Origin of the sequence: Pseudoruegeria aquimaris (assembly GCF_900172235.1) — a bacterium.
Lineage (GTDB): Bacteria > Pseudomonadota > Alphaproteobacteria > Rhodobacterales > Rhodobacteraceae > Pseudoruegeria > Pseudoruegeria aquimaris.
On sequence record NZ_FWFQ01000011.1, the window covers coordinates 20501 to 46257 of the forward strand.

General features: G+C 68.0%; 23 protein-coding genes. 15 read left to right on the plus strand and 8 right to left on the minus strand.

Features of this window, described 5'->3' with window-relative positions; genetic code table 11:
* Position 1 precedes the first annotated feature (1 nt).
* From PSA7680_RS09025 to PSA7680_RS09070, 10 genes are all read left to right on the plus strand, one after another.
* Positions 2 to 988: an HAD family hydrolase gene (locus tag PSA7680_RS09025; RefSeq protein WP_085868386.1), complete on the plus strand. Its 987-nt coding sequence runs from the start codon at positions 2 to 4 to the stop codon at positions 986 to 988.
* A complete protein-coding gene (locus tag PSA7680_RS09030) occupies positions 985 to 1986 on the plus strand; it encodes an AAA family ATPase (protein WP_085868387.1) in 1002 nt (333 codons plus the stop codon). The genes PSA7680_RS09025 and PSA7680_RS09030 overlap by 4 nt, the downstream gene beginning before the upstream one ends.
* Positions 1987 to 1989: 3 nt before the next feature.
* Positions 1990 to 2997, plus strand: a complete 1008-nt coding sequence (locus PSA7680_RS09035; protein WP_085868388.1) for a DUF58 domain-containing protein — start codon at positions 1990 to 1992, stop codon at positions 2995 to 2997.
* Positions 2982 to 3458 (plus strand): DUF4381 domain-containing protein, encoded by a 477-nt coding sequence (locus tag PSA7680_RS09040; RefSeq protein WP_085868389.1) that lies wholly within the window; start codon positions 2982 to 2984, stop codon positions 3456 to 3458. The genes PSA7680_RS09035 and PSA7680_RS09040 overlap by 16 nt, the downstream gene beginning before the upstream one ends.
* On the plus strand, positions 3455 to 4486 hold the full coding sequence (locus tag PSA7680_RS09045) for a vWA domain-containing protein (protein ID WP_085868390.1): 1032 nt from the start codon (positions 3455 to 3457) through the stop codon (positions 4484 to 4486). Before PSA7680_RS09040 ends, PSA7680_RS09045 begins: the two co-directional genes overlap by 4 nt.
* Complete coding sequence (locus tag PSA7680_RS09050; protein ID WP_085868391.1) at positions 4483 to 6015, plus strand: vWA domain-containing protein; 1533 nt, start codon at positions 4483 to 4485, stop codon at positions 6013 to 6015. Before PSA7680_RS09045 ends, PSA7680_RS09050 begins: the two co-directional genes overlap by 4 nt.
* On the plus strand, positions 6015 to 7295 hold the full coding sequence (locus PSA7680_RS09055; RefSeq protein ID WP_176244106.1) for a BatD family protein: 1281 nt from the start codon (positions 6015 to 6017) through the stop codon (positions 7293 to 7295). Before PSA7680_RS09050 ends, PSA7680_RS09055 begins: the two co-directional genes overlap by 1 nt.
* Positions 7292 to 9268: a multiheme c-type cytochrome gene (locus tag PSA7680_RS09060; RefSeq protein WP_085868393.1), complete on the plus strand. Its 1977-nt coding sequence runs from the start codon at positions 7292 to 7294 to the stop codon at positions 9266 to 9268. The genes PSA7680_RS09055 and PSA7680_RS09060 overlap by 4 nt, the downstream gene beginning before the upstream one ends.
* A 136-nt stretch (positions 9269 to 9404) precedes the next feature.
* A complete protein-coding gene (locus PSA7680_RS09065; RefSeq protein ID WP_085868394.1) occupies positions 9405 to 9812 on the plus strand; it encodes a globin family protein in 408 nt (135 codons plus the stop codon).
* 143 nt (positions 9813 to 9955) lie between these two features.
* The gene (locus PSA7680_RS09070) at positions 9956 to 10948 is read left to right on the plus strand and encodes an MDR family oxidoreductase (protein ID WP_085868395.1); all 993 of its coding nucleotides are present in this window, start codon (positions 9956 to 9958) and stop codon (positions 10946 to 10948) included.
* Between the two features lie 79 nt (positions 10949 to 11027).
* Here the strand turns inward: PSA7680_RS09070 and PSA7680_RS09075 are convergent, their stop codons facing one another.
* Genes PSA7680_RS09075 through PSA7680_RS09105 form a run of 7 tightly spaced genes read right to left on the minus strand, consistent with a single transcriptional unit; the run spans position 11028 to position 18426 of the window.
* Positions 11028 to 11744 (minus strand): type 1 glutamine amidotransferase, encoded by a 717-nt coding sequence (locus PSA7680_RS09075; protein WP_245824547.1) that lies wholly within the window; start codon positions 11742 to 11744, stop codon positions 11028 to 11030.
* Complete coding sequence (locus tag PSA7680_RS09080) at positions 11744 to 13084, minus strand: NAD(P)/FAD-dependent oxidoreductase (RefSeq protein WP_085868397.1); 1341 nt, start codon at positions 13082 to 13084, stop codon at positions 11744 to 11746. The genes PSA7680_RS09075 and PSA7680_RS09080 overlap by 1 nt, the downstream gene beginning before the upstream one ends.
* 1 nt (position 13085) lies before the next feature.
* Positions 13086 to 14429: a glutamine synthetase family protein gene (locus PSA7680_RS09085; protein ID WP_085868398.1), complete on the minus strand. Its 1344-nt coding sequence runs from the start codon at positions 14427 to 14429 to the stop codon at positions 13086 to 13088.
* Positions 14426 to 15244: an ABC transporter permease gene (locus tag PSA7680_RS09090; RefSeq protein WP_085868399.1), complete on the minus strand. Its 819-nt coding sequence runs from the start codon at positions 15242 to 15244 to the stop codon at positions 14426 to 14428. The genes PSA7680_RS09085 and PSA7680_RS09090 overlap by 4 nt, the downstream gene beginning before the upstream one ends.
* Positions 15241 to 16131 (minus strand): ABC transporter permease subunit, encoded by an 891-nt coding sequence (locus PSA7680_RS09095; RefSeq protein WP_085868400.1) that lies wholly within the window; start codon positions 16129 to 16131, stop codon positions 15241 to 15243. Before PSA7680_RS09095 ends, PSA7680_RS09090 begins: the two co-directional genes overlap by 4 nt.
* Before the next feature lie 9 nt (positions 16132 to 16140).
* Positions 16141 to 17280 carry an ABC transporter ATP-binding protein gene (locus tag PSA7680_RS09100; protein ID WP_085868401.1) on the minus strand — a complete coding sequence of 380 codons (1140 nt, stop codon included), beginning with the start codon at positions 17278 to 17280 and terminating at the stop codon, positions 16141 to 16143.
* 60 nt (positions 17281 to 17340) lie between these two features.
* Positions 17341 to 18426 carry a polyamine ABC transporter substrate-binding protein gene (locus tag PSA7680_RS09105; protein WP_085868481.1) on the minus strand — a complete coding sequence of 362 codons (1086 nt, stop codon included), beginning with the start codon at positions 18424 to 18426 and terminating at the stop codon, positions 17341 to 17343.
* A gap of 170 nt (positions 18427 to 18596) precedes the next feature.
* On the opposite strand from PSA7680_RS09105, the gene PSA7680_RS09110 reads away from it, so the two are divergent.
* The 5 genes from PSA7680_RS09110 (at position 18597) to PSA7680_RS09130 (ending at position 25037) form a co-directional block, all read left to right on the plus strand.
* Positions 18597 to 19253 carry a GntR family transcriptional regulator gene (locus tag PSA7680_RS09110; protein ID WP_245824549.1) on the plus strand — a complete coding sequence of 219 codons (657 nt, stop codon included), beginning with the start codon at positions 18597 to 18599 and terminating at the stop codon, positions 19251 to 19253.
* A gap of 141 nt (positions 19254 to 19394) precedes the next feature.
* Complete coding sequence (locus tag PSA7680_RS09115) at positions 19395 to 20759, plus strand: glutamine synthetase family protein (protein ID WP_176244107.1); 1365 nt, start codon at positions 19395 to 19397, stop codon at positions 20757 to 20759.
* A gap of 26 nt (positions 20760 to 20785) precedes the next feature.
* Complete coding sequence (locus tag PSA7680_RS09120) at positions 20786 to 22183, plus strand: aspartate aminotransferase family protein (RefSeq protein WP_085868402.1); 1398 nt, start codon at positions 20786 to 20788, stop codon at positions 22181 to 22183.
* An 82-nt stretch (positions 22184 to 22265) separates the two neighbouring features.
* Entirely contained in the window at positions 22266 to 23570 is a 1305-nt protein-coding gene (locus tag PSA7680_RS09125; RefSeq protein WP_085868403.1) for an NAD(P)/FAD-dependent oxidoreductase, read from the plus strand.
* Between the two features lie 33 nt (positions 23571 to 23603).
* Positions 23604 to 25037, plus strand: coding sequence for an aldehyde dehydrogenase family protein (locus PSA7680_RS09130; RefSeq protein ID WP_217808329.1), 1434 nt, complete (start codon positions 23604 to 23606; stop codon positions 25035 to 25037).
* Between the two features lie 139 nt (positions 25038 to 25176).
* Here PSA7680_RS09130 and PSA7680_RS09135 read toward each other — a convergent pair whose 3' ends face one another.
* On the minus strand, positions 25177 to 25755 hold the full coding sequence (locus tag PSA7680_RS09135) for a PqiC family protein (protein ID WP_176244108.1): 579 nt from the start codon (positions 25753 to 25755) through the stop codon (positions 25177 to 25179).
* Between the last annotated feature and the right edge of the window lie 2 nt (positions 25756 to 25757).

Below are 25757 nucleotides of genomic sequence, written 5' to 3' on the forward strand. Positions count from 1 at the left end.
AATGCGCCTTGCCCTGATCGCCGCCGGCCTGCTGGCCGCTGCCCCGGCCCTCGCCGACCCCCTGCCCTCGTGGAACGATACCGAAACCAAGAGCCGCATCATCGCCTTCGTGGAGAGCGTGACGGACCCTTCCGCCGATACCTTCGTGCCGGTGAAGGACAGGATCGCCACCTTCGACAATGACGGCAACCTCTGGGCGGAGCAGCCCGTCTACTTCCAGCTGATCTTCGCGATCGACCGGGTGGCCGAACTGGCCAAGGCCGATCCTTCCATCGCGCAGAGCGAGGCGATGAAGGCGGCGGCCGCGCAGGATTACAAGGCCGTGCTGGCCAGCGGCGAGGACGGGCTGATCGAAGTGCTCGCCGCCGCCCACACCGGCGTTGACACCGAGACCTTCATCGAATCCGCCGCCGACTGGCTGGCCACCGCGCGCCATCCGCAGACGGGGCTCCTCTACAAGGAGATGACCTACCAGCCGATGGTCGAACTGCTGCGCTACCTGCGCGACGAGGATTTCCAGACCTTCATCGTCTCCGGCGGCGGCATCCACTTCGTGCGCGCCTATGCCGAAGAGGCCTACGGTATCCCGCCGCAGAACGTCGTGGGCACGCAGACGGTCACCACCTACGAGACCGCCGAGGACGGCACACCCCGGATCATCAAGCAGCCCGAGATCTTCTTCATCGACGACAAGGCGGGCAAGCCGGTGGGCATCGACAACCACATCGGCAAGCGCCCGATCCTCGCCTCGGGGAACTCCGACGGCGATTTCGCCATGCTCGAATACACCACCGCCGGCGAAGGTCCGAGGCTCGGCATCCTGCTGCACCACACCGACGCCGAACGCGAATTCGCCTACGATCGCGAAGGCCACGTCGGCGTGCTGAACCGCGGGCTCGACGAGGCCGAGGCCCGCGGCTGGCTCGTGATCGACATGGCGCGGGACTGGGGCCGGATCTACACCGGGAAGCCGAAGGACGCAGAATGAGCGCGCGCGAACAGATCGAGGCCCTGAAGGGCCGCATGGGGCAATCCATCATCGGGCAGGAGGCGGTGATCGACCGCCTGCTGATCGGGCTTTTGGCCAACGGCAACCTGCTGGTCGAGGGCCTGCCGGGCCTTGCGAAAACCCGCGCCATCAAGGCGCTGGCCAGGAACCTCGAGGCCGATTTCAGCCGCATCCAGTTCACGCCCGATCTGCTGCCCGCCGACGTGACGGGCACCGAGGTCTACCACCAGGGGGCGAACGGCGCGGAGTTCCGGTTTGAAGCCGGGCCGATCTTCGCCAACATCGTGCTGGCCGACGAGATCAACCGCGCCCCGGCCAAGGTGCAATCCGCGCTCCTGGAAGCGATGGAGGAACGGCAGGTCACAGTGGCGGGCAAAACCCACAGGATGCCGCCGCTGTTCATGGTCATGGCCACGCAGAACCCGGTGGAGCAGGAAGGCACCTACGCGCTTCCGGAAGCGCAGATGGACCGCTTCCTCATGCATGTGCTCATCACCTACCCGCCCATCGAGGATGAGGTGGAGGTGATCCGCCTTGTGCGCGGCGAGGAACAGGCCGCCGTCGCGGCGGCAAACAACGCCGGAGACGGGGCCGCGCAGCAGGCTGCGCCGGCGGTCATCCCGCAGCAGGCCGTGTTCGAAGCCCGTCAGGAGATCGCCGCGCTGCATGTCTCCGATGCCATCGACCAGTATATCGCCGCCCTCGTCTACGCCACGCGCACGCCGGAAGCCTATTCCGAGGATCTGGCGCGCTGGATCGAGGTGGGGGGCAGCCCCCGCGCCTCCCTCGCGCTCGACAAATGCAGCAGCGCCCATGCCTGGATGGCCGGGCGTGACTACGTCGATCCGCAGGACGTGCAGGCCGTCGCGCCGGACGTGTTCCGCCACCGGCTCGCGCTCAGCTTCGAGGCGCAGGGCGAAGGGATCTCCCCCGACGACGTGACGGCCGAGATCCTCAAGCTGGTCGCCCTGGGCTAGGCGATGCGGGATCGGGCGGCCAGAACGCGTGCCGGGCTCGACAAGGCCCAGCCTCCGGCGGCGGCGCCCCGGGATCGGCGCCTCTACACCGATCTCGACCACCTGCGCGGGCTCGAAGCCAAGGCACGCAGCCTCACCTTCCTGCCGCGCCAACCCGCCGGCAGCGTGCTCAATGGCCGCCATGCCTCCCGTCTGCGCGGACGCGGGCTCAATTTCGAGGAACTGCGCGACTACCTTCCCAGCGACGACGTGCGCTCGATCGACTGGAAGGTCACGGCCCGCACCGGCACGCCCTACGTGCGCGTCTACACGGAAGAGCGCGACCGCCCCGCGCTGATCGTCGTGGATCAGCGGATGAGCATGTTCTTCGGCACGGTGCACAACCTGAAAAGCGTGACCGCCGCCGAGGCCGCCGCGCTGGCCGCGCACCGGATCCTCGATCAGGGCGATCGCGTCGGCGGCATCGTCTTCGGCGACGGGGCCGATCCGGTGGAATTTCGCCCCAAGCGCAGCCGCGCCGCGGTCTCGGGTTTCCTCACGGCGCTCGCCCGCGCCAACCTCGCGCTGCACGCCGCCGCGCCGCCGCAGGCTCCGCTGGCGCTCAACACCGTGCTCAAGGCCGTCTCCCGCATCGCCACGCGCGACCATCTCGTGCTGCTCATCAGCGATTTCGACGGGATCGACGCGCGCACCGAGATCCTGATGAAGGGGATTGCCCGCCACAACGATCTGATCCTGCTGCCGGTCTGGGATCCCAGCGCGCGCGAGATGCCCTTCCGGGAGCGGGTCGTGATATCCGATGGCCGGATGCAGGCCGAGATCGACATGGGCCGCGCCGCCACCACCGAGGCGCTGGAGGCCACGGGCAGCGCCCGGCTGGATCGCATTCTCGGCTGGCAGAACACCGCCGACGCGCCCGTTCTGCCGCTTTCCACCGCGGAAGACACGCTGCCGCAGATCCGCCGCCTGATGGGGCTGGGCCCGGGGAGGCGCGCATGGCGGAAGAGGTGACATCGCTGGCCGGGATGATCGACACGCTCAACGATGTCGCCCCGCCCGCGCCGATCTCGATGCTGCCGCAGACCGGCGGCTGGATCGTGGCCGCCGTAGCCGCCGCCGCGCTTCTGGCCTGGCTCGCGCTGCGCCTGCGCCGCCGCCGCCGGGCCGAAGCCTACCGTCGTGCCGCCCGGGCCGAGTTCGCGGCCCTTGCGCCCGCCGATCTGGCGGGGGCCGAGGTCCTCTTGCGCCGCACCGCCATCGCCGCCTATGGCCGGGCAAGGGTGGCAGGGTTGCAGGGCGAGGCCTGGCTCGCCTTCCTCGAAGAGACCTGCCCCGGCGCAGGCTTCCGCTCCGAGGCAGGGCGGGCGCTCGCCGCCGCCCCCTACGCCCCGGACGCCACAGGCCATGCCGATGCCGCCCGCGCCCTCGCCGGCCACTGGATCACGGGCCACCGCCGGGAGGCCGCGCCATGATCGAGCTGCTCTTTCCCTGGGCGCTCATCGCGCTTCCGCTGCCGTGGTTCTGGCGCCGGTTCATGCCGCCCCACCGCGAGCAGGTGCCCGCCATCCGCGTGCCCTTCTTCGGAGACCTGGCCGAGGCCGCGGGCGCGAAGGTGGGCGAAGGCTCGGTGGTTCTGCAACACCGCCGCTGGCAACTCGCCGCCACCTGGATCGCCTGGGTGCTGATCGTCCTCGCCCTCGCCCGTCCGGTGCAGCTGGGCGAGGCCATCGAGGAGACACGCGCCGCGCGGGACGTGATCCTCGCCATCGACATCTCCGGCTCGATGGATGAGCGCGACATGCCCGATGCCCAGGGAAACCCGCAGCAGCGGCTCCAGACCGTGAAGGACGTGGTGGGCGAATTCATCACCGCCCGCGAAGGCGACCGCGTGGCGCTGATCGTCTTCGGCACCAAGGCTTTCCTGCAGGCCCCGCTCACCGAGGATCTGCAAACCCTGCGCGACCTGCTCGATCAGACGACCGTCGGCATGGCGGGGCCGCACACCGCCATCGGCGATGCCATCGGCCTGTCGATCCGGACCTTCGAGAACTCCGAAATCGAGCAACGCCTGCTCATCCTGCTGTCCGACGGCTCCGATACCGCCAGCCGCATGAGCCCGATCAACGCCGCCGAAATCGCCGCCGGCGAAGGGGTGACGATCCACACGGTCGCCGTGGGCGATCCGGACGGCGAAGGCGAAAACCGGGTGGATCTCGCCACGCTGGAAGACATCGCCCGGCGCAGCGGCGGGCAGACCTTTTTTGCGGGCGATGCCGAGACTCTGGCCAATATCTACGCCGAGATCGACGCCCTCACCCCCCGCGAAACCGAGACCCTCTCCTACCGCCCGCGCACGCCACTGGCGCATCTCTTCCTCGAGGCCGCCCTGCTGGTGGGGCTTGCCGGCCTTGCCGGGATGCTGGCCGGGCAGCGGCGGCGGGCGCGGCGCGCCGCCGAGCCTGCCACTCCGCCGGATGCCGAAGGGAGGCCCGCCGCATGACAGCCCTTGCCGCGAGCCTCGAAGCCTTCCACTTCCTGCGCCCCTACTGGCTGCTGGGCCTGCCGCCCGTGCTGTGGCTCTGGTGGCGCGCCCGGCGCAGCAACCGCCCCGACATGCGCGCGATCGCCCGGCTGCCCGCGCATATCGCCGAAGCCCTGACGCTGGGCGCGAAGACCACCCGCGCGCTCACGCCGGTGGACGGCATCGCGCTGGCGCTGATCTGCGCCGCCCTCGGCGCGGCCGGCCCCACCTGGAGCCGCGTGCCCAATCCCTTCGTCTCGCAGCTGGCGCCTGTCGTCATCGTCATGGAGGCCAGCGAGGAGATGCGCGAAACCGATGTGGCGCCGGACAGGATGGAGCGCGCCAAGCAGAAGGTGCGCGATCTGCTCCGCCTGCGTGCCGGAGGCCGCAACGCGCTGATAACCTATGCCGGCAGCGCCCATCGCGTCGTGCCCTTCACCGAGGATCCCGAGGTCATCACCCCCTATCTCGAAGGCCTCGGCCCCGAGATCATGCCCGAGCCCGGCCGCAACGCCACGGCGGCACTGGCGCTGGCGCAGGCGGTCGCCGAGGCGGAAGAGGGCGCAGCGGCGCTGCTGTTCGTTCTGTCCACGCTGGATCAGGCCGATGCCGCCGCCTTCGCCGCCGTGTCGCCCCAGATCGCCTTCCTCGTTGTCGCCCCGGAAGGCCGCAGCGCCGGGGCTCTGGACGGCATGGCCACCCTCACCACCCAGCGCGTCACCCCCGATGGCAGCGACGTGGCGGCCATAGACCGGCAGCTCAACGCCGCCTATCGCGCCGCGCTGTTGCAGGACGAGCGCCAGCAATGGGACGATCGCGGCTGGATCCTGGCCTGGCCGGCCGCGCTCCTGCTGCTGCTGTCGTTCCGGCGCGGCTGGGTCATGCGGTGGGCGATGATCGCCGCGCTGGCCTTCATGGTGCTGCCAGCCGCCCCGGCGCGTGCCGACGGGCTCGCAGATTGGTTCCTGACGCCCGATCAGCAGGGGCAGATCGCCTTCAACCGCAAGGACTACGCCCGCGCGGCCGAGCTTTTCACGGATCCGGAGTGGCAGGCCTACAGCCTCTACAAGAGCGGGCAATATGCCGAGGCCGCCGAAGCCTACGCACGGCTGGAAAGCTCCAACGCCGCGATGGGCGAAGGCATGGCCCACATCAAGAACCGCGCCTATCGCGACGGGGTGCGGGCCTTCGAGAAAGCGGTGGAGCGGGATCCGGAGAATGCCGCCGCCGCCGAAAACCTCGAAATCTCGAAGGAGATCGTGGAATACGTCGAGAGCACGCGGGAGCAGAGCGATACCGGCGAGGAGCAGGGCATCGGCGCCGACGACGTGGTGTTCGACAACGAGTCCGCGCGCGGCACGGAAACCCAGATCGACGCCACCGAAAGCGGCCCCGAGATCCTGACCGCCGAGCAATGGATGAACACCGTGGACACGCGCACGGGCGATTTCCTGCGCCAGCGTTTCGTGCAGGAGAACGCGACGCAGCAGGCTGGGGGGGATCAATGATGTTGCGCTTGCTCCCGCCCCTGCTCGGCCTCATGGCCTGCCTGCTGCTGCCGCTTGCCGCCTTTGCCCAGACGGGCGCGCCCGCGCCGCAGCTCACCGTCGAGGTGCCGGAAGAGCCGGTGATCCCCGGCCAGCCGGTGGTGATCCGCATGAAGGTTCTGGTGCCCACGTGGCTCTCCAAGCCGATCGCCTTTCCGCCGCTCGAACTGCCCAACGTGATCACCCGGCTCACGGAACGTTCGACCACGCCCGTCAGCGAGACGATCGAAGGGGAAACCTGGTCCGGCGTGAGCCGCAGCTACCGGCTCTACCCGATGATCCCCGGCGCATTCACCATCCCGCCGCAGGAGCTTCAGGTGCTCTATGCCGAGCCGGGCAAGACGGAGCCGCTGGTGGCCACGCTCCGGACGCCGCCGATCAGCTTCTCCGCCGAGGTGCCGGCCGGGGCGGAGGGGCTGGACCCCTTCATCGCCGCCGAAGGGCTGGAGATCACCGAAACCATCGAGGGCACGCCTGATGCACTGGTGCCCGGCGCGAGCTTCACGCGCACGATCACCGCGAAGATCACCGGCACCACCCCGATCCTCCTGCCCCAACTGGCCGCCGGCGACAGCCCCGCCGGCATCGCGGCCTACCCATCGGAGCCGGTGATCGAGGAAAGCGAGAACCGGGGCACGCTTTCGGGCACCCGGAGCGAGAAGATCACCTACGTGGCCGAGGCCGGGGCCGAAGGCAGCCTGCCCGGCGTCACCCTCCGATACTGGGATCTGAAGGCCGGCGCGGTGAAGGAAACCGGCATCGACCCCGTGACCATCTTTTCCGACGGCCCGCCCCCGGCCGCGCCGCAGGCACCGCCGGAAAGCCGCCTGCGGCTCATTCTCGGCGCGGCGGCGGCGCTGCTGCTGTTCGGGGTGGCCTTCCTCGCGGCGCGCTGGCTGGCCCCGCGCCTGCGGGCGCGTCGGGCCGCGCGGCGGGCCGCCTATCTTGCCTCGGAAGCCCATGCCCATGAGCGCCTGCTCAAGGCAATCGCCGCGCAGGACTACGGCGCAAGCCTTGCCGCCCTGCCTCTCTGGGAGCGCCGCCTCGACCTCGGTACGGCACAGGACGTTCGTGCGGCCCTGCGCCGGGCCGCCGCCGGCGCCTATGGCGGCGAGCCGGACCCCGCCGCCTGGCGCGATGTGCGCGCCGCCGTCGAAGCCACCCGAAAACGGGCACACGCCCACCGATCCCGCGCCGAAGGCGCAGCCCTGCCCTCCTTGAATCCCGGAACCCCTGCATGACACTTCCCGCCTTCCTGCGCCGCTTCTGCCTCGTAGCCGTTTCGGCCTGCGCCGGTTGGGCCGCCCCGCTCGCGGCACAAACCCCGCAGGGCAAGGGCACGGCCACGCCGGGAATCCCGGCCTACCTCGGCTCGGAAAGCTGCGCCGAGTGCCATGCGGAGGAAACGGAGGCCTGGGCGGGGTCGCATCACGCCAAGGCATGGCTTCCGCCCACCCCCGGCAACGTGCTGGGAGATTTCGACAACGCCACCTTCACGCAGGGCGGGCTGACCGCCCGCTTCTACCGCGAAGACGGCGCCTACATGGTCGAGGTCAGCGAACCGGACGGCAGCACTGCGCGTTATCCAGTCCATTCGGCCGCTGGCATCGCCCCGCTCCAGCAATACCTGCTGGAAACCGAACCGGGCCGCCTTCAATCCTTCGACGTCGCCTGGGACGTGGAGCGCGAACGCTGGTATCACCTCTATCCCGACACCGATCTCGCCCCCACCGACGGGCTCCACTGGAGCGGCCCCTACAAGAACTGGAACGCCCGCTGCGCGGAATGCCACGCCACGGGATTCGAGAAGAACTACGATCCGGCGAACCGCCGCTACCAAAGCACGCAGGCCGAGATCGGCGTGGGCTGCGAGGCATGCCACGGCCCCGGTCAGGCCCACGTGGAATGGGCGCGGCTCGGCGTGATCAACCGGGCCTTCGCCGACAGTACCGATGACGCCGGTTTCACCATCACCTTCTCCGCCGATGACCCCTACACCGAGCGCGAGCAATGCGCCGGCTGCCACTCCCGGCGGGAAGCCTTCGGCGACGGCAACCCCCTGCCCGGCACCGCCTTCGACGACGCCTACCGGCTGGCGCTGCTGCGCCCCGGTCTCTACCACGATGACGGCTCCATCCTCGAAGAGGTCTACGTCTACGGCTCCTTCCTGCAATCGAAGATGGCCGCGAAGGGCGTGCGCTGCTCCAACTGCCACGAGGTGCACTCGGGCACGCTGAAGGCGGAAGGCAATGCCACCTGCACCCAGTGCCACTCGCCCGCCGGAAACCCGGATTTCCCGAGCCTGCCGCTGGCCGACTACGACACCCCCGATCACCATTTCCACCCGGAAGGCACCGAGGGCGCGCAGTGCAAATCCTGCCACATGATCGAGCGCACCTACATGGGCATCGACGGCCGGCGGGATCACTCCTTCCGCGTGCCGCGCCCCGATCTCGCCGCCGCCACCAACGCGCCGGACGCCTGCACCGATTGCCACACGGATCAAACGGCCGCATGGGCGGCGGCCGAACTGGAAACCCGCTTTCCCGACAGCCGCCACCGGGGGCCCCATTTCGCCACCACCTTCGCCAATGCGCGGGCCAACCCGGCGCGGCAGGTCAATGCGCTGGCCCGGATCGCCCTCGCCGAGGATCAGCCCGCGATCATCCGCGCCAGCGCGATGGAGCTGCTGCGCGGCGCCGAAAGCCCCGAGGCCGCCGCCGCGCTGGCCGGGCTCATCGACGATCCCGATCCCCTCGTGCGGGCGGCGGCGGTGGGGCTGCAGCGCTTTGCACCCGACATCGACAAGGTTCAGCGCCTGCTGCCGGCCCTGAAGGACGAAACCCGCCTCGTGCGCCTTGCCGCCGTGCTCGATCTCTTCGCCGCCCCCATCGCGCGGCTGCCGCAGGCCTCGGCGCAGGCCTTCTCGGCCGCCGCCGCGGAATGGCGCGAGGTGATGGCCCTGCGCGCCGATTTCCCCGAGGGTCACCTCGTGATGGGCGGCGCTGCGCTGACGATGCGCAACATCCCCGTGGCCACCGAGGCGTTCGGCGAGGCCGTGCGCCTCGATCCGCAACTCGTGCAGGCGTGGTCGATGCTGGCGAGGATCAAGGCCGCCGTCGGCGATCTGGACGGCGCCCGGCAGACGATCGCGGAGGGGCTGGCGGCCAACCCCTCCGATCCGCTGCTGCTGCAGACGGTGGATCAGTTCTGATCCGCCCGCCGGGCAGGCAACGCGCCCGGATGCCGGCCAGCGCGTACGACGGTCCCGCACCGCAGGCACCCGCAGCCTTGCGCCTGCCGCAGGCTTCGGTGTCTGCTGCAGGCAACCCGTTCGACAGGAGCCACCGATGACCCCGACGACCGTCACTCTCGTTCAGGACAGCTTCTCCGAGGTGGCACCGATCGCCGATGCCGCCGCCGAAATCTTCTACGACCACCTGTTCGACACACAGCCGCAACTGCGCCCGATGTTCCCGCAGGACATGGCCGGGCAGAAATCCAAGCTGATGAAAACCCTCGCCTTCGCCGTGGCCAGCCTGGGCGATGCGGACACCCTGCTGCCGGCCCTGCGGGACCTCGGCGCGCGCCACGGCGGCTACGGCGTGGCGCCGGAGCATTATGCGGCGGTGGGCGCGAGCCTGATCCACACGCTGAGGCAGGGGCTCGGCCCGGCCTTCACCGAGGAGGTGCGCGAAGCCTGGCTCGAGGTCTACGCCACCGTCGCCGCCGCGATGCAGGAAGGCGCCGCGGCCTGAGCGCCCGGCCGCGCGGCCGTCCGTTCACCGCCCTGCCGCGCCCCTGGTGACGGGAAACCCCATCGCCGGTATGGGCGTTGACACCGGCCGCCCCATCGCGTTCCCTCCCCGGTGAGAGCGATTGCAAAACCGGGAGAGTGAGCATGTTCAAGGCATTGCTGGTGGACAAGGCGGAGGACGGAACCGTCAGCCAGACGATCGAGGAAATCGGGGAGGACCGCCTGCCCGAAGGCGACGTGACGGTGGCGGTGGCCTATTCCACGCTGAACTACAAGGACGGGCTCTGCGTGAACGCGACAGGCGGCCTCGTGCGCAACTTCCCCCATGTGCCGGGGATCGATTTCGCCGGCACCGTCGAAGACAGCAGCGATCCGCGGTACAAGCCCGGTGACAAGGTGGTGCTGACCGGGTGGCGCGTGGGCGAAGCCCATTGGGGCGGCTACGCGCAGAAGGCCCGCGTGAAGGCCGATTGGCTGGTGCCGCTGCCGCCGGGTCTCAGCATGAAACAGGCCATGGCCGTGGGCACCGCCGGGTTCACCTCGATGCTGGCCGTGATGGCGCTGGAAGATCACGGGCTGCGGCCGGAGAACGGCCCGGTTCTCGTCACCGGCGCCGCCGGCGGTGTTGGCTCCGTCGCCACCGCGATCCTCGCCAACCGGGGCTACGAGGTGGCCGGCGTCACCGGGCGGGCCGATCAGGCGGACTACCTGAAGGATCTCGGCGCCAGCACGATCATCCCGCGCGCGGAACTGGCCGAGCCTTCCGGCAAGCCGCTGGAGCGCGAAACATGGGCCGGCTGCGTGGACGCCGTGGGCGGCGCCATGCTCTCGAAAGTGCTGACCCAGATGAAATACGGCTCGTCCGTCGCCGCGGTGGGGCTTGCCGGCGGCGCGGCCATGACGGGCGCCACCGTGGTGCCCTTCCTTCTGCGCGGCGTGAACCTGCTGGGCATCGACAGCGTGATGCAGCCCTTCGAGAACCGCCAGCGCGCCTGGCAGCGGATCGTGGAGGATCTGCCGATGGCCAAGCTGGAGGCGATGGTCCGCCCGGCCACGCTTTCGGAACTGCCGAAGCTGGGCCGCGACATCCTCAAGGGCCAGGTGAAGGGCCGCGTGGTGGTGGACGTGAACGCCTGATCCAGCGCCCCGCACCTGCCGGAACAAAAAGAAAGGCGCCCCGCAAGGGCGCCTTTTTCCATTCGGGGGATGCCGCCCGTCAGATGGCGGCGTAATGGGTGGCGATCCGCTCGGCGAGGAGCTTTGCATCCGTCGGTCGGCCCATCGTCTTCTGCGCCTCCTCCACCTGCTCGGGCTTCAGGACCGTGCCCTTGCGGCTGTCCAGCAGCGCGCTTGCGTAAGGCGCGCGGAACTCCGGGTGGCCTTGGAAGGTGATCGCGAAGCCGGGATACCACAGCCCGGCGATGGGGCAGAAATCGCTCTGCGCGATGACCCGGCTGCCCTCGGGCGCGGCGTCCACCTGATCCTGGTGGTAGGCCTGAAGGCAGACGCGCTCCGGCGCTTCGCCCAGCGCCTCGGGCCAGCTTGTGACGGAATATTCCTGCACCCCGAGCGACCAGCCCTTGCGGGATTTGCTCACCTTGCCGCCCAGCGCCTGGGCGATGATCTGGTGGCCGAAGCAGATGCCCACCATCTTGCGCCCCGCGTCCCGGCAGGCGCGGATGAAGGCCTCCAGCGGTTTAATCCACGGATGATCCTCGTAGACGCCAAACTTGGAGCCGGTGATGACCCAGAGATCGCAGGCGGTCGGATCTTCGGGAATTACGCCATCGAGCACGGCATAGGTGGTGAACTCCGCCGCGAGCGGTGAAAGCCACTCTGCCACCATGCGCGGATAATCCGCGAAACGCGCCGTCAGCTCGTCCGGCATCCGCCCGGTCTCAAGGATTCCGACGCGCAAGGCTGCCTTTTCCATCACGATCTCCGATCTTTCCATCCGTAGGCCAGGTAGGCCGCGTGCAGCAACAGGCGGCGGGCCCGCCCGAGCGGGTAGCGCCGCAGCGGGCGCCGCATGATATCGGGCAGCGGCGCCTGCGTTTCAACCCCGGCCACGATCTCGGCCAGCCGGGCCCCTGCGTAGGAACCCATGGCGACCCCGTTTCCGTGGTAGGCCAGCGCCGTATAGGCGCCGTCCATTCCGGGCACCGGGCCGACGTAGGGCGTCAGATCGCGGCTGACGCAGAGCAGCCCGGACCAGAAATGCGGCGTCTCCACATGGGCCCAGCCCGGAAACATCGCCTCGAAATCGGCCCGGATCCGCGCCTTGCGCCGCGCCATCTCGGCCGGCTTCGCCGTCACCCCGCCGCGCATCCCGAAGAGGAAACGCCCGTCGGGCATCAGGCGGAAGTAATGCAGCAGGTGGCGGCTGTCATAGGCCATGTGCTCCGAGGTCCAGCCCTGCGCTTCCCGCTCCGGAGCCGTGAGCGGCCGGGTGACGATCACGTTGGACTGCACCGGCAGGTAGCGCGAGGCATACCAGCCCGGCAAATCCTCCCGCGAGTAGCCGTTCGTGGCAAAGATCACCTTGCGCGCCCGGACCTCCCCCGCCCCGGCCCGCAGGCGAAACCCGCCGGCGGCCGCATCGACGGAGGTGACCGGGCTGCGGGTAAATATCCGCACACCGGCCACCTGTGCGGCCTGCGCGAGCCCAATCGCGTATTTGCGCGGGTTCAAGGCAAAGCCGACAGGCACGTGCAATGCGCCGTGGGTGCCGGCTGCAGCAATGCCTTCCGCTCGCTGCGCCTCGGGTGTCAGAACCCGGCACGAAAGCCCCAGCATCTCGCGGTAGAACGCCGCCTCCTCCGCGAAATGGCCGAAGGCCGCCGGGCTGTGGGCGAGCTGCACCTCGCCATCCGAATGGCGATCGGCCTCGATGCCCAGCGCATCGAGCAACCCGGCGACGTGGTCCACCGCCGCGCGCTCCGCCTGAAGAAAGGCGCGCGTGGCGGCACGCCCGTGAAGCTTCACGAGTTGGCTGCCCTCCAGCGCGGCGCCGCCAAGGCAGCAGAAGCCGCCGTTGCGCCCCGAAGCGCCCCAGCCGGGGGTGTTCTCTTCGAGCACCACCACCTCCGCCCCGGCCCGCGCCAGCCCGTGGGCGGCGTTCAGGCCGGTGTAGCCCGCCCCGATCACCGCGACATCGCAGGACACATCCGCCTCGAGCGCCCCGTTGCAGGGCTCATCGGCGATCGTCTCGCGCCAGTAGCAGCCCGCGTCGGACTTCGGGCCGTAGGCAAGATCTTCGTAGAGGCGGACCATCTCAGAGGCGCGACAGGTAGGTCCGGTATTCCGCCGGGGTGATCTCCGTCATCATGCGGGCGATCTCGTCGCGCCGCACCGCCACGTAGACGTCGCGGTAGGCCGCGGTGTAGATGTCGGCGGCGGCCTCGGAGGCGGCGAAACGCTCGACCGCCTGGCGCCAGTCATGGGTGAGGCGCTGCGCCGGTTTCGCGTTCGGATCATCCAGCGGCAGCGGAAGCGGTGGATCGTTTTCCAGCCCGTAGAGCACGCCGCCGAGAATCCCGGCGAGCGCGAGATAGGGGTTGACGTCCGCCCCGCAGATCCGGTGCTCCAGCCGCGCGCCCGGGCCGGAGACCTCGGGGATGCGCACCGCCGCGCCGCGGTGATCGCGGCCCCAGTCCGGCGCGCAGGGCGCGAAGCTTTCGGGCAGGAAGCGGCGGTAGGAATTCATGTGCGGCGCGAAGACGGCCTGAAGATCGCGCATCGTCGCCAGCACGCCGGCCACGGCCTGTTTCAGCAGCGGCGAAGGCGCGTCCGTGCCTGCGTCGAACAGGTTCTTCCCGGCGCCATCGACGAGGCTCATGTGCGCGTGCATCCCGTTGCCGGGATAATCGGCATAGGGCTTGGCCATGAAGGTGGCCTCGTAGTCGTGGCTGTCGGCGATCTCGGAGACGAGGCGCTTGAAGTGCAGCGCCGTCTCGGCGGCGGCAAGCACGTCCTGCGTGTGGTGGAAGTTGATCTCGAACTGGCCGGGGCCGTATTCGGCGATCAGCGTATCGGTGGCGAGCCCCTGCGTGGCGCAGGCGTCGGTGATGTCCTTCAGCACGTGCTCAAGGCGCCGCAGCACATCCAGATCGTAGTTCTGGGCCGTGGGCGAGCCGGTGGGCGGCACCGGCGGCGCCTCGGGGCTGTCGCGCTTCTGGAGCAGGTAGAATTCCAGCTCCGTCGCCACCACCGGGTGCGCACCGCGGGCGGTGAAGCGATCAAGCACCGCCTGAAGCCGGGCCTGCGGGCAGAGGTAGCTGACCTCGCCGCTGTCGTCAGTCATCACCACCTGCACCTGCGCGACGTTGCCGCCGACCCAGGGCACCCGCTGCAGCGAGCCCGGAATCGGGCGGATTTCGCCGTCTGGATCCCCCACGACGATGCCCAGCCCCGTGGCCGGCACCTCTTCACCGAAGATGTTGGGCGCGTAGGTCGAGAGCGGCAGGCGCACGCCGCCCTTGGCCAGCTTCGCGGCGCCCTCCCCCGGCAGCCACTTGCCCCGAAGAACCCCGTTGAGATCGCAGAGCATCAGCTCGATCCGGTCGGGTTTGCCGTGCTCCGCCACGTAGGCTTTGAATTCGTCGAGAAAGCTGGTCATTGCTGGAAGGCTCTTTGTTCGTCGCGCTGGCGTTTCACCAGCGCCCGTTTGGACATCAGCGAGGCGGTGATCACGCCCACCGTCACGATGGCGATCATGATCGTGGACAAGGCGTTGATTTCCGGGCTGACGCCGAGGCGCACCGCCGAGAAGATCTTGATCGGCAGCGTGGTGGAACTCGGCCCGGATGTGAAGGAGGCGATCACCAGATCATCGAGCGAAAGCGTGAAGGCCAGCAGCCAGCCCGAGATCACGGCCGGCGCGATGACGGGCAGCGTCACCGAGCGGAAGGCGTCGAATGGGGTGCAGCCCAGGTCCAGCGCCGCCTCTTCGAGCGAGCGGTCAAAGCTCGCCAACCGGGAGGAGACCACCACGGAGACGTAGCACATCGAGAAGGTGGTATGCGCCAGCACGATGGTGAACACCCCGCGCGGGATGTTGAGCGAGATGAACAGCAGGAGCAGCGACAGGCCGGTGATCACCTCGGGCATCACCAGCGGGGCATAGATCATCCCCGAAAACAGCGTGCGCCCGTGGAACCGCCCGGCCCGCACCAGCACGTAGGCCGCCATGGTGCCGAGCACCGTGGCCAGCGTCGAGGACATCACCGCCACCTTGAGCGTGACCCAGGCGGCATCGAGGAAGGCCTGGTTGCGGAACAGCTCGCCATACCACTTGGTGGAGAAGCCGGCCCAGACGGTGACGAGCTTGCTTTCGTTGAAGGAGTAGACGACCAGCACGATCATCGGGATGTAGAGGAAGGCAAAGCCCAGCGTCAGCGCCGTGGCGTTGAACCATGTGAACTTGCGGCTCATTGCTCCGCCTCCCGTTGCTTCTGCTCGTTGCGCTGGAACAGCACGATCGGGATCACGAGGATCAGCAGCAGCACCACCGCCACCGCCGAGGCCACCGGCCAGTCGCGGTTGGAGAAGAACTCCTCCCACAGCACCTTGCCGATCATCAGCGTGCGCGAGCCGCCCAGCAGCGAGGGGATCACGAATTCGCCGATGGTGGGAATGAACACGAGGAAGGAGCCTGCGATCACGCCGGGCCTGGCCAGCGGCACCGTGATCAGCCAGAAGGCCTGAAGCCGCGAGCAGCCCAGATCCTCGGCGGCTTCCAGCAGGCTTCCGTCGATGCGTTCGAGCGAAGCGTAGATCGGCAGGATCATGAACGGCAGGTAGGTGTAGATGATCCCGATGTAGACGGCCTTGTTGGTGTTCAGGATTTGCAGCGGTTCGGAGATGATGCCGATGGTCATCAGGAACTGGTTGAGCAGCCCCTCCGTGGACAGGATGCCGATCCAGGCGTAGACGCGGATCAGGAAGGAGGTCCAGAACGGCAGGATCACCAGCATCATCAGCGTCGGGCGCCAGCTTTCACTGGCGTTGGCCATGCCGTAGGCGATGGGAAAGCCCACAAGAAGGCAGCCCAGCGTGGAAAACAGCGCGATCTGCAACGAGGACAGGTAGGCCCTCCAATAGAGATCGTCCTGCGTGAGCCAGACGAAATTATCGAAATCCAGCTCCGCGAAGAGCGCCTTGATGCCGGCCCAGCCCTCCGACAGGTCGAGCGTGGGCGTGTAGGGCGGAATGGCCAGCGCGGCATCGGAGAGCGAAATCTTGAAGACGATCCCGAAGGGCACCAGGAACAGCGCCAGCAGCCAGAGGTAGGGAACGGCGATGAGGGTGAAACGGCGCATCGCTTGCCCTCAGTTCGCCAGCAGGACGCCGGCCGTCGCCGTCCAGGACAGCCACACGCTGTCTTCCCAGGTGAAGCTGCGGCGGGAGATGCGGCGATCGTTCGCCGTCTGCGCCTTGATGATCACGCCGCCGGGCAGCTCCACGTGGTAGGTGGAGATGTTGCCGAGGTAGGCGATGTCGAGGATCTTGCCCTGCACCGCGTTGGGCCTGTCGGCGGGCTTCTCCGCCGAAATGGCCACCTTCTCGGGGCGGATGGCAAAGAAGCATCGGTCCCCGGCGCCCAGTTCGGTGGCCGATTGCACGGAGAGCGCCGGCTGCCCTTCCGCCCAGGCCACCGTATAGGCGCCCTCGCCGGCGGGCTGGGCCGTGCCTTCGATGATGTTCACGTCGCCGATGAAATCGGCAACGTAGGTGGAATTCGGGGTTTCGTAGATGCGGCCGGGGGTATCGACCTGCACGAGCAGACCGTCGTTCATCACTGCGATGCGGCTGGCCACGGTCATGGCTTCTTCCTGGTCGTGGGTCACGATCACGAAGGTGGTGCCGGTGCGCTCCTGGATGTCCATCAGTTCGAACTGGGTCTCGGTGCGCAGCTTCTTGTCGAGCGCGCCCAGCGGTTCATCGAGCAGCAGCAGCTTGGGCGCCTTGGCGAGTGCGCGCGCCAGAGCCACGCGCTGGCGCTGGCCGCCGGAAATCTGGTGCGGCTTGCGCCCCGCGAACTTGCCCAGCCGCGTGAGCTTGAGCATCTCTTCCACCCGGCCCGCGATCTCGGATTTCGGCATGTCCGAACGCTTCAGGCCGAAGGCGATGTTGTCGTAGACGGTGAGGTGCGGAAACAGCGCGTAGGACTGGAACATCATGTTCACCGGGCGCTTGTTCGGCGGCACGGGCGCGATGTCCTGCCCGCCAAGGAGGATCTTGCCCTCGGTCGGCGTCTCGAAACCGCCGAGCATCCGCATCATCGTCGTCTTGCCGCAGCCCGAGGGGCCGAGCAGCGCGAAGAACTCGCGCTCGTAGATGTCCAGCGAGAGGTTGTCGATCGCGGTGAACTCGCCGAAGCGTTTCGTCACGTTCTGAAACTGGATCAGGGGTTTAGCGGCCGGCTCGTTCCAGGGTTCGAACACCGGGCGGGGTGCGACTTGCGCCATGTCTGCCTCGAAAATTGAAACGGCCCCGCCCCTTTCCCGGGGCGGGGCCGCATGTTTGGGTCAGGAACCGGATTTCACCTTCGTCCAGAGGCGCGTCACCACGCGCTGGACCTTCGGCCCGTAGGGCGAGGTGGTGTAGAGGTTCTTCAGCGTCTCCTCGTCCGGGTAGATCGCGACGTCACCGATCACATCCTCTTCGAGGAACTCCTGCGACGCCTTGTTGCCGTTGGCGTAGTAGACGTAGTTGGAGGCGGCCGCCATGTTCTCGGCGTCCATGATGAAGTTGAGGAACTTGTGGGCGCCGTCCGGGTTCGGCGCATCGGCCGGAATGGCCATCTGGTCGAACCACATCAGCGCGCCTTCCTTCGGCGCGTAGTATTCGATGGTCACGCCGTTGTCGGCCTCGTCAGCGCGATCCCGGGCCTGCAGGATGTCACCGGACCACCCAAAGGCGACGCAGATGTCACCGTTGGCGAGTGCGGAGATATACTCGGAAGAGTGGAACTTCAGCACGTTCGGCGCCATCGCGGTGAGCACGGGCTCCGTCTTGGCGATCACGTCCGGGTCCTGGCTGTCGGGATCCTCGCCGAGGTAGGCGAGCGCGGCCGGGATGACTTCCACCGGCGCATCCAGAATGTGCACGCCGCAGGACTTCAGCTTCTCCATGTTGGCCGGATCGAAGATCAGCGCCAGCGAATCCACCGGGGCGTCCTCGCCCAGCACTTCGGCCACCTTCTCGGCATTGATGCCGAGGCCCGTGGTGCCCCACATGTAATTGATGGAGTACTTGTTGCCCGGGTCGTATTTGGCGGTGCGTTCCTTGATCACGTCCCAGAGGTTCACGGCGTTGGGCAGCTTGGAGAAATCCAGCGGCTGGAACACGCCGGCGGTGATCTGGCGCTGCAGGAAGGTGCCGGAGGGCACCACCACGTCGTAACCGGTGGAGCCGGCGAGCAGCTTGGTTTCCAGCACCTCGTTGGAGTCGAAGACGTCGTAGATCAGCTTGATCCCGGTCTCCTTCTCGAACTTCGTCAGCAGGGATTCGTCGATGTAGTCCGACCAGTTGTAGACACGGACCTCTTCGGCGAAGGCCGCGCCCGCGCCGACGGCAAGGGCCAGAGCGGCTGGGACGAGTGTTTTCTTCATGTTCATCTCCCGATGTTGAACTCAGGGGCTTGGTTGCCCCTTTCCTTTTTTCGCATTTTGATCAAAAATCAGATCACAAGGCAATATGATATTTGCAGGCGGGCCAGCGCGATGCAAACATGTGCCAAGAAACGGATTTCGGATCGATACGGGACAGCATGTTAAAAGAGATGGCCGAAACGACAAGAAAAATCCCGGCGCACGAGATCGTCTACCGGCAGATCCGGGAGATGATTCTCTTCGGCGATCTCGCCCCCGCGCAGCCCGTCACCATCCAGGGCCTCGCCGAAGCGCTTTCGGCGGGAATGACGCCGATCCGCGAAGCCCTGCGCCGCCTGACGGCCGAAGGCGCCCTTCTGCCGCTTGGGAACCGCCGCATCAGCGTGCCCGAACTGACGCTCGAAGACCTTGAGCAACTGGCCTTCCTGCGCCTGCACGTCGAGCCGGAACTGGCGCGCCAAGCGGCTACAAACATTGACGCAGAGGGTGTTTCCGCCCTGCGCGCCATCGACGACCGACTCAACGATGCCATCGATGCGGGCGACGTGGGCGGCCACCTGCGCCACAACCACGCCTTCCACATGCACCTCTACGGCTTCGCGCAGGCACCGATCCTGCTTTCCGCCGCCGAGGCGCTCTGGCTGCGCGCAGGCCCGTCGCTGCGGGTGGTCTGCGGCCGCCACGGCACAGCCAACCTGCCCGACAAGCACGACGAGGCCCTGCTGGCACTGGCCGAAGGCGATCCGGCGACGGTCTGCGCCGCGATCCGGCAGGACATCCGCCAGGGGCTCGAACAGATCCGGCAGACTTTGAGTGCCGAGATTTGATCAAAACCGTTTGACAGGATTTTTTTTGATCATATTCTGACGGCAAGCTGAGGCTCCGGCTCAAAAACCGGGCGAAATGAAAAGCGCCCGCACGGCCGGCCGACGAATCAGCACACGCAACCCGCAACCAACAGGTGCCTTGTGACCACTGACTGGACACAATCGCTTCCCGAGGCGTTCCGCGCCTATCAGGGGGAAAGCCGGATCGAAGAGGTGGAATGCATCATTCCCGATCTCACCGGCATGTCGCGCGGCAAATCCATGCCGTTCTACAAGTTCTCCCCGGACAGCACGTTCTTCCTGCCCATCTCCCTCTTCTACCAGACGATCACCGGCGAATACGTGGACATCGCCGAGATCCCGAACCAGTGGACGGAGATCGACATCCGCCTCAAGCCCGACATGGCCACCGCCTCCGCCGTGCCCTGGGCCGATGACGTCACGCTGCAGGTGATCAACGATCTGGAGATGCGCGACGGCACCCCGCTGGCCATCGCGCCCCGCAACGTGCTCAAGCGCGTGCTGGCGCTCTACCGCGCGAGGGGGTGGGAGCCCGTGGTGGCCCCGGAGCTGGAGTTCTATCTCACCAAGCCCAACGTCGATCCGAACGAGCCGATCGAACCCCCGGTGGGGCGCACCGGGCGCAAGGGCGCCGGGCGGCAGGCCTACTCCATGGTCGCGGTGGACGAATACGGCCCGGTGATCGACACGATCTACGATTTCGCCGAGGCGCAGGGGCTGGAGCTGGACACGCTGATCCAGGAAGGCGGCGCGGGCCAGATCGAGATCAACCTGCTGCACGGCGATCCGCTGACGCTGGCGGACCAGGTGTTCTACTGCAAGCGCGCGATCCGCGAGGCGGCCCTGAAGAACGGCACCTTCGCCACCTTCATGGCCAAACCCATGCGCGACGAGCCCGGCAGCGCGATGCACATCCACCAGAGCGTCGTGGACGCGAATACCGGGCGCAACATCTTTTCCAACGCCGACGGCAGCCCGACCGAGGCCTTCTTCCACTTCATCGGTGGCAGCCAGAAATACCTGATGCACGTGATGCCCCTGCTGGCGCCCTACGTGAACAGCTACCGCCGCTTCACCGCCGGCCAGAGCGCCCCGACCAACCTCGAATGGGGCGCCGACAACCGCACCACCGGCCTGCGCATCCCCACCTCGGGGCCCGAGGCGCGCCGGGTGGAGAACCGCGTGATCGGCATCGACTGCAACCCCTACCTCGCCATCGCCGCCTCACTGGCCTGTGGCTACCTCGGCATGGAGCAGGCCGTCGCCCCGCGCCCCGAGGTGAGCGGCGAAGTCTATGCCGGCGAAGCCGAACTGCCCGACAACCTCGGCGACGCGCTCGACCTCTTCGAGGAGGAAGCGGCCGTCAAGGAAGTGCTGGGGCGCGAGTTCTGCGCCCTCTTCGACGCGATCAAACGCGCCGAACTCGAGGAATTCAAACGCGAAATCTCCCCCTGGGAGCGCGAACACCTTCTGCTGAACGTCTGATCATCCACAGGCCGGAGACCACCAAGATGAACATGATCTCGAACCACCTTCCCACCGAGGAACTGCAGGCACTGGACGCCGCCCACCACATGCACCCCTTCACCGCCGGTGCCGATCTTGCCAGGAAAGGCGCCCGGGTCATCACCCGCGCCAAGGGCGTGACGCTGACCGACAGCAACGGCGTAGACATCCTCGACGGCATGGCCGGGCTTTGGTGCGTGAACATCGGCTACGGCCGCGACAGCATCGCCGAGGTGGCCGCGCGCCAGCTCAAGGAACTGCCCTACTACAACACTTTCTTCCAGACGACCCACGTTCCGGCCATCGCGCTGGCCCAGAAGCTGGCCGAGATGGCGCCGGGCGATCTGAACCACGTGTTCTACGCCTCCGGCGGCTCCGACGCCAACGACACCAACGTCCGCCTCGTGCGCCACTACTGGGCGGCCAAGGGCAAGCCCGAGAAGAAGGTGATCATCAGCCGCAGGAACGCCTACCACGGCTCCACCATGGCCGGCGCAAGCCTCGGCGGGATGCAGCCGATGCACGCCCAGGGCGGCCTGCCCATCGCCGACATCGTGCACATCGGCCAGCCCAACTGGTGGGCCGAGGGCGGCGACATGAGCCCCGAGGAATTCGGCCTCGCCCGCGCGCGCGAACTGGAAGCGAAGATCGCCGAGCTGGGCGAGGACAAGGTTGCCGCCTTCATCGCCGAGCCGATCCAGGGTGCGGGCGGCGTGATCATCCCGCCCTCCACCTACTGGCCCGAGATCCAGCGCATCTGCGACGCCCACGAGATCCTGCTGATCGCCGACGAGGTGATCTGCGGCTTCGGGCGCACCGGCAACATGTTCGGCTCCCAGACCTACGACATCCGCCCCGACATCATGACGATCGCCAAGGGCCTCTCCTCCGGCTATGCGCCCATCGGCGGCTCGCTGGTGAGCGACGAGGTGGCCAACACGGTCGCCGAGGCCGGCGATTTCAACCACGGCTACACCTACTCCGGCCACCCGGTCTCCTGCGCGGTGGCGCTGGAGAACCTGCGCATCATCGAGGATGAGAAGCTGGTCGAAAACGTCTCCACCCACACCGGCCCCTACCTCGCCGAGAAATGGGCGCAGCTGGCGGATCACCCGCTCGTGGGCGAAGCCAAGATCGTGGGCTTCATGGGCTCGCTCGCGATGACCCCCGACAAGGCCTCCCGCGCCGCTTTCGCCGCCGGCGCCGGCACTGCCGGCCTGATCTGCCGCGATCACTGCTTCGCCAACCAGCTGGTGATGCGCCATGTGGGCGACCGCATGATCATCGCCCCGCCGCTGATCCTGCAGAAGAGCGACGTGGACACGCTGATCGAACGCGCCGTGAAATCGCTGGACCAGACCCACGCCAAGCTGAAGGCCGAGGGCCTGATGGTGGCCGCATAAGCACGGGGGGCAGCACCTGCCGGGGGCAGGCAGGCGCTGCCCGGCATGCCACCGGGCAGACTGAAAGATACAGAGGCACGCAATGCTCGACATCCTGACCGCCAACGACAAGCCCGGCAGCTACCCCAAGAGCTGGTATGCCGACAGCGCCCGGCACCTGCCACCATTCGATCCCGCCCGCGGCGAACTCTCCTGCGACGTCTGCGTGGTCGGCGCCGGGTTCACCGGGCTTTCCGCCGCGCTGCATCTTGCGAAAGCCGGCTACGACGTGATCCTGCTCGACGCCCAGCGCGTGGGCTTCGGCGCCTCGGGGCGCAACGGCGGACAGGTCGGCACCGGGCAGCGCGTGGAACAGGACGAACTGGAGGCCATGGTCGGCAAGGCCCATGCCCGCACCCTCTGGGATCTCTCGCTGGAAAGCGTCGACCTCGTGAAGGCGCTGATCGCCGAGGGAGACATGGACACGGAATTCGTGCCCGGCATCCTCCACGCCGACCACCGCGCCCGCTACGTGCCCCACAGCAGGGCCTACGCGGAGAAGCTGCAGGCGGAATACGGCTACGACAAGATCCGCGCCATCGGCCCCGACGAGATCCGCGCGCTGGTGGACAGCCCCGCCTACCACGGCGGCACCCTCGACATGGGCGGCGGCCACATCCACCCCCTGCGCTACGCCTTCGGGCTGGCCCGGATGGCGCAGGCCGCCGGGGTGCGCATCTTCGAAGGCAGCAAGGTGGACGGCATCGACATGGGCGAGCCCGCGCGGGTCTCGACGCGCGAAGCCCGGATCACCGCCCGTTACGTCGTGCTGGGCTGCAACGGCTATCTCGGCGATCTGGACGGCCAGGTGGCCGCGCGGGTCATGCCGATCAACAACTACATCATCGCCACCGAGCCGATGAGCCCGGAAGCGGCGGAAAAGCTGATCGCGGGCAACCACGCGGTGGCCGACAGCAAGTTCGTCATCAACTACTTCCGCTTCTCCGAGGATCGCTGCCTGCTCTTCGGCGGCACCGAAAGCTACGGCTACCGCTTCCCAACCGACATCGCCGCGAAGGTGCGCCGGCCGATGCTGGAGATCTTCCCGCAGCTCGAGCAGACCCGGATCGACTACGCCTGGGGCGGCACGCTGGGAATCACCATGAACCGCATGCCCCACTTCGCCCGCCTGCGCGGGCACGTGCTCTCGGCCAGCGGCTATTCCGGCCACGGCGTCGCCATGGCGACGCTGGGAGGCAAGCTTGCGGCGGAAACGATACAGGGGCAGGCCGAGCGCTTCGATATCATGGCGCAGGTGCCAACCCGGCGCTTCCCCGGCGGCGTCGCCATGCGGCACCCGCTGCTGGTGCTGGCGATGGTCTACTACGCGCTGCGCGACAAACTCTGAACTCACCCAAACCGACAAACAAGGGAGGGTTGCATGGCAATCCTGGACAGACGCAAGTTCTACATCAACGGCGCATGGGTCGATCCGGCCACGCCCAACGATCTCGGGGTGATCAACCCGGCCACCGAGGAGGTTTTCGCAACCATCTCCATGGGCAGCGAGGCCGATGTGGACGCAGCCGTGGCCGCCGCCCGCGCCGCTTTTGCCAGCTACAGCCGCACCAGCGTCGATGACCGCATCGCCCTGCTGGAAAGCATCCTCGCCGTCTACAAGCGCCGCTACGACGAATTCGCCACCACGATCACGCAGGAGATGGGCGCGCCGGCCACGCTGTCGAAGAACGCGCAGGCCGCCGTGGGCGTGGGCCACCTCGAAGGCTTCCTGAAGGGGCTGAAGGAAATCCAGTTCCGCTCCACCAATTTCAACGGCGATACGATCCTGCGCGAGCCGATCGGCGTCTGCGGGCTCATCACCCCGTGGAACTGGCCGATGAACCAGATCGTGCTGAAGGTTCTGCCCGCGCTGGCCGCCGGCTGCACCATGGTGCTGAAGCCGTCCGAACTGACCCCGATCGACGCCATGCTCTACGCGGAAGTTCTCCACGAGGCGGGCGTTCCGGCAGGCGTGTTCAACCTGGTGAACGGCGAAGGCCCGGTGGTGGGCGCGGCGCTCTCGCGCCATCCGCAGGTGGACATGATGTCCTTCACCGGCTCCACCCGCGGCGGCACCGCCGTGGCCCGCGACGGGGCCGCCACGGTGAAGCGCGTGACGCTGGAACTGGGCGGCAAGAGCCCGAACCTCGTCTTTGCCGATACCGACGTGGAAGCCGCCGTGAAGCGCGGCGTGCGCCATTGCTTCCAGAACACCGGCCAGTCCTGCAACGCGCCGACGCGGATGCTGGTGGAACGCAGCGCCTACGATCAGGCCGTGGAGGTGGCGAAGGCCACGGCGGAGGCCACCGAGGTGGGCGATCCCGCCCTTGAAGGCAGCCACATCGGGCCGCTGGTGAGCCAGTTGCAGTTCGACCGCGTGCAGACGCTGATCCAGGCCGCCATCGACGAAGGCGCCCGACTCGTGGCCGGCGGCCCCGGCAAGCCCGATGGGCGCAACGTGGGCTACTTCGTGAAGCCCACCGTCTTCGCCGACGTGCGCAACGACATGCGCATCGCGCAGGAGGAAGTCTTCGGCCCGGTGCTGGCGATGATCCCGTTCGACACCGAGGAAGAGGCCATCGAGATCGCCAACGACACGCCCTACGGGCTGGCCGCCTACATCCAGACCGGTGATCCGGAGCGCGCCGGGCGCGTCTCCACCCAGTTGCGCGCCGGGATGGTGCACATCAACGGCGAGGACATGGGCTACGGCAGCCCCTTCGGCGGCTACAAGATGAGCGGGCTGGGCCGGGAAGGCGGCCATTTCGGGATCGAGGATTTCCTCGAGGTGAAAGTGGTCAGCCGCCCGAAGTAACCGGGTGGCCCTAAAATGAACAGCAAGCCCGCGCCGGTCTGGCGCGGGCTTTTTCGTAGGTTTCTCGTCCAGAGGGCGGCCCCAGCCCGTAGGTGGGGGCGGGCGGGAGCTGCCCGGCGTGCCGCCGGGCGTTGATCCGTTACACCTGCCCGCGGCTCACGCGGGAGATGTCCTGTGCGATCTGGCCCGCAAGCTGGGCGATGGCGCGCGACTGCGCATCCGCGAGGCTTGTCAGCCCCTCGCCGTTGACCGGCACCACGATGTTGAACCGCCGCGCGCGCTCCAGCGATCCACCGGCCGGAGACGTCAGGAAGTACTGCCCCGCGAAGGTCAGGCTGCCGCCCAGCGTGCCGTGGGATTTCGATACGTTCACCACCACCAGCACATCGGCCGGCGTCAGGAACGGCCAGGGCGAAGGCGCCACCTGCGCCGACAGGGCGGCATCGAGGTTGCCTGCCAGAACCAGCGTCATCGCCCGATCCGGCGAATCCGCCCACTCCACACCCTCCTGCGCGCGCAGGATGCCGTTGTCCGTCAACACCGCGATGCCCACGTCCTTGGCGTAGTCCGGCAGGTTGATCGTCTCCACCTCGACCGTCCGGGCGGCGGTGCCCAGTTGCTGGGCCACCGGCTGCTCGGGCAGCAGGTATAGATCCGAAGGGCCGCTGCAGGCCGCCAGCCCGAGGGCCAGAGCGAGGGCCGCGAGGCCCCTTGCCATGA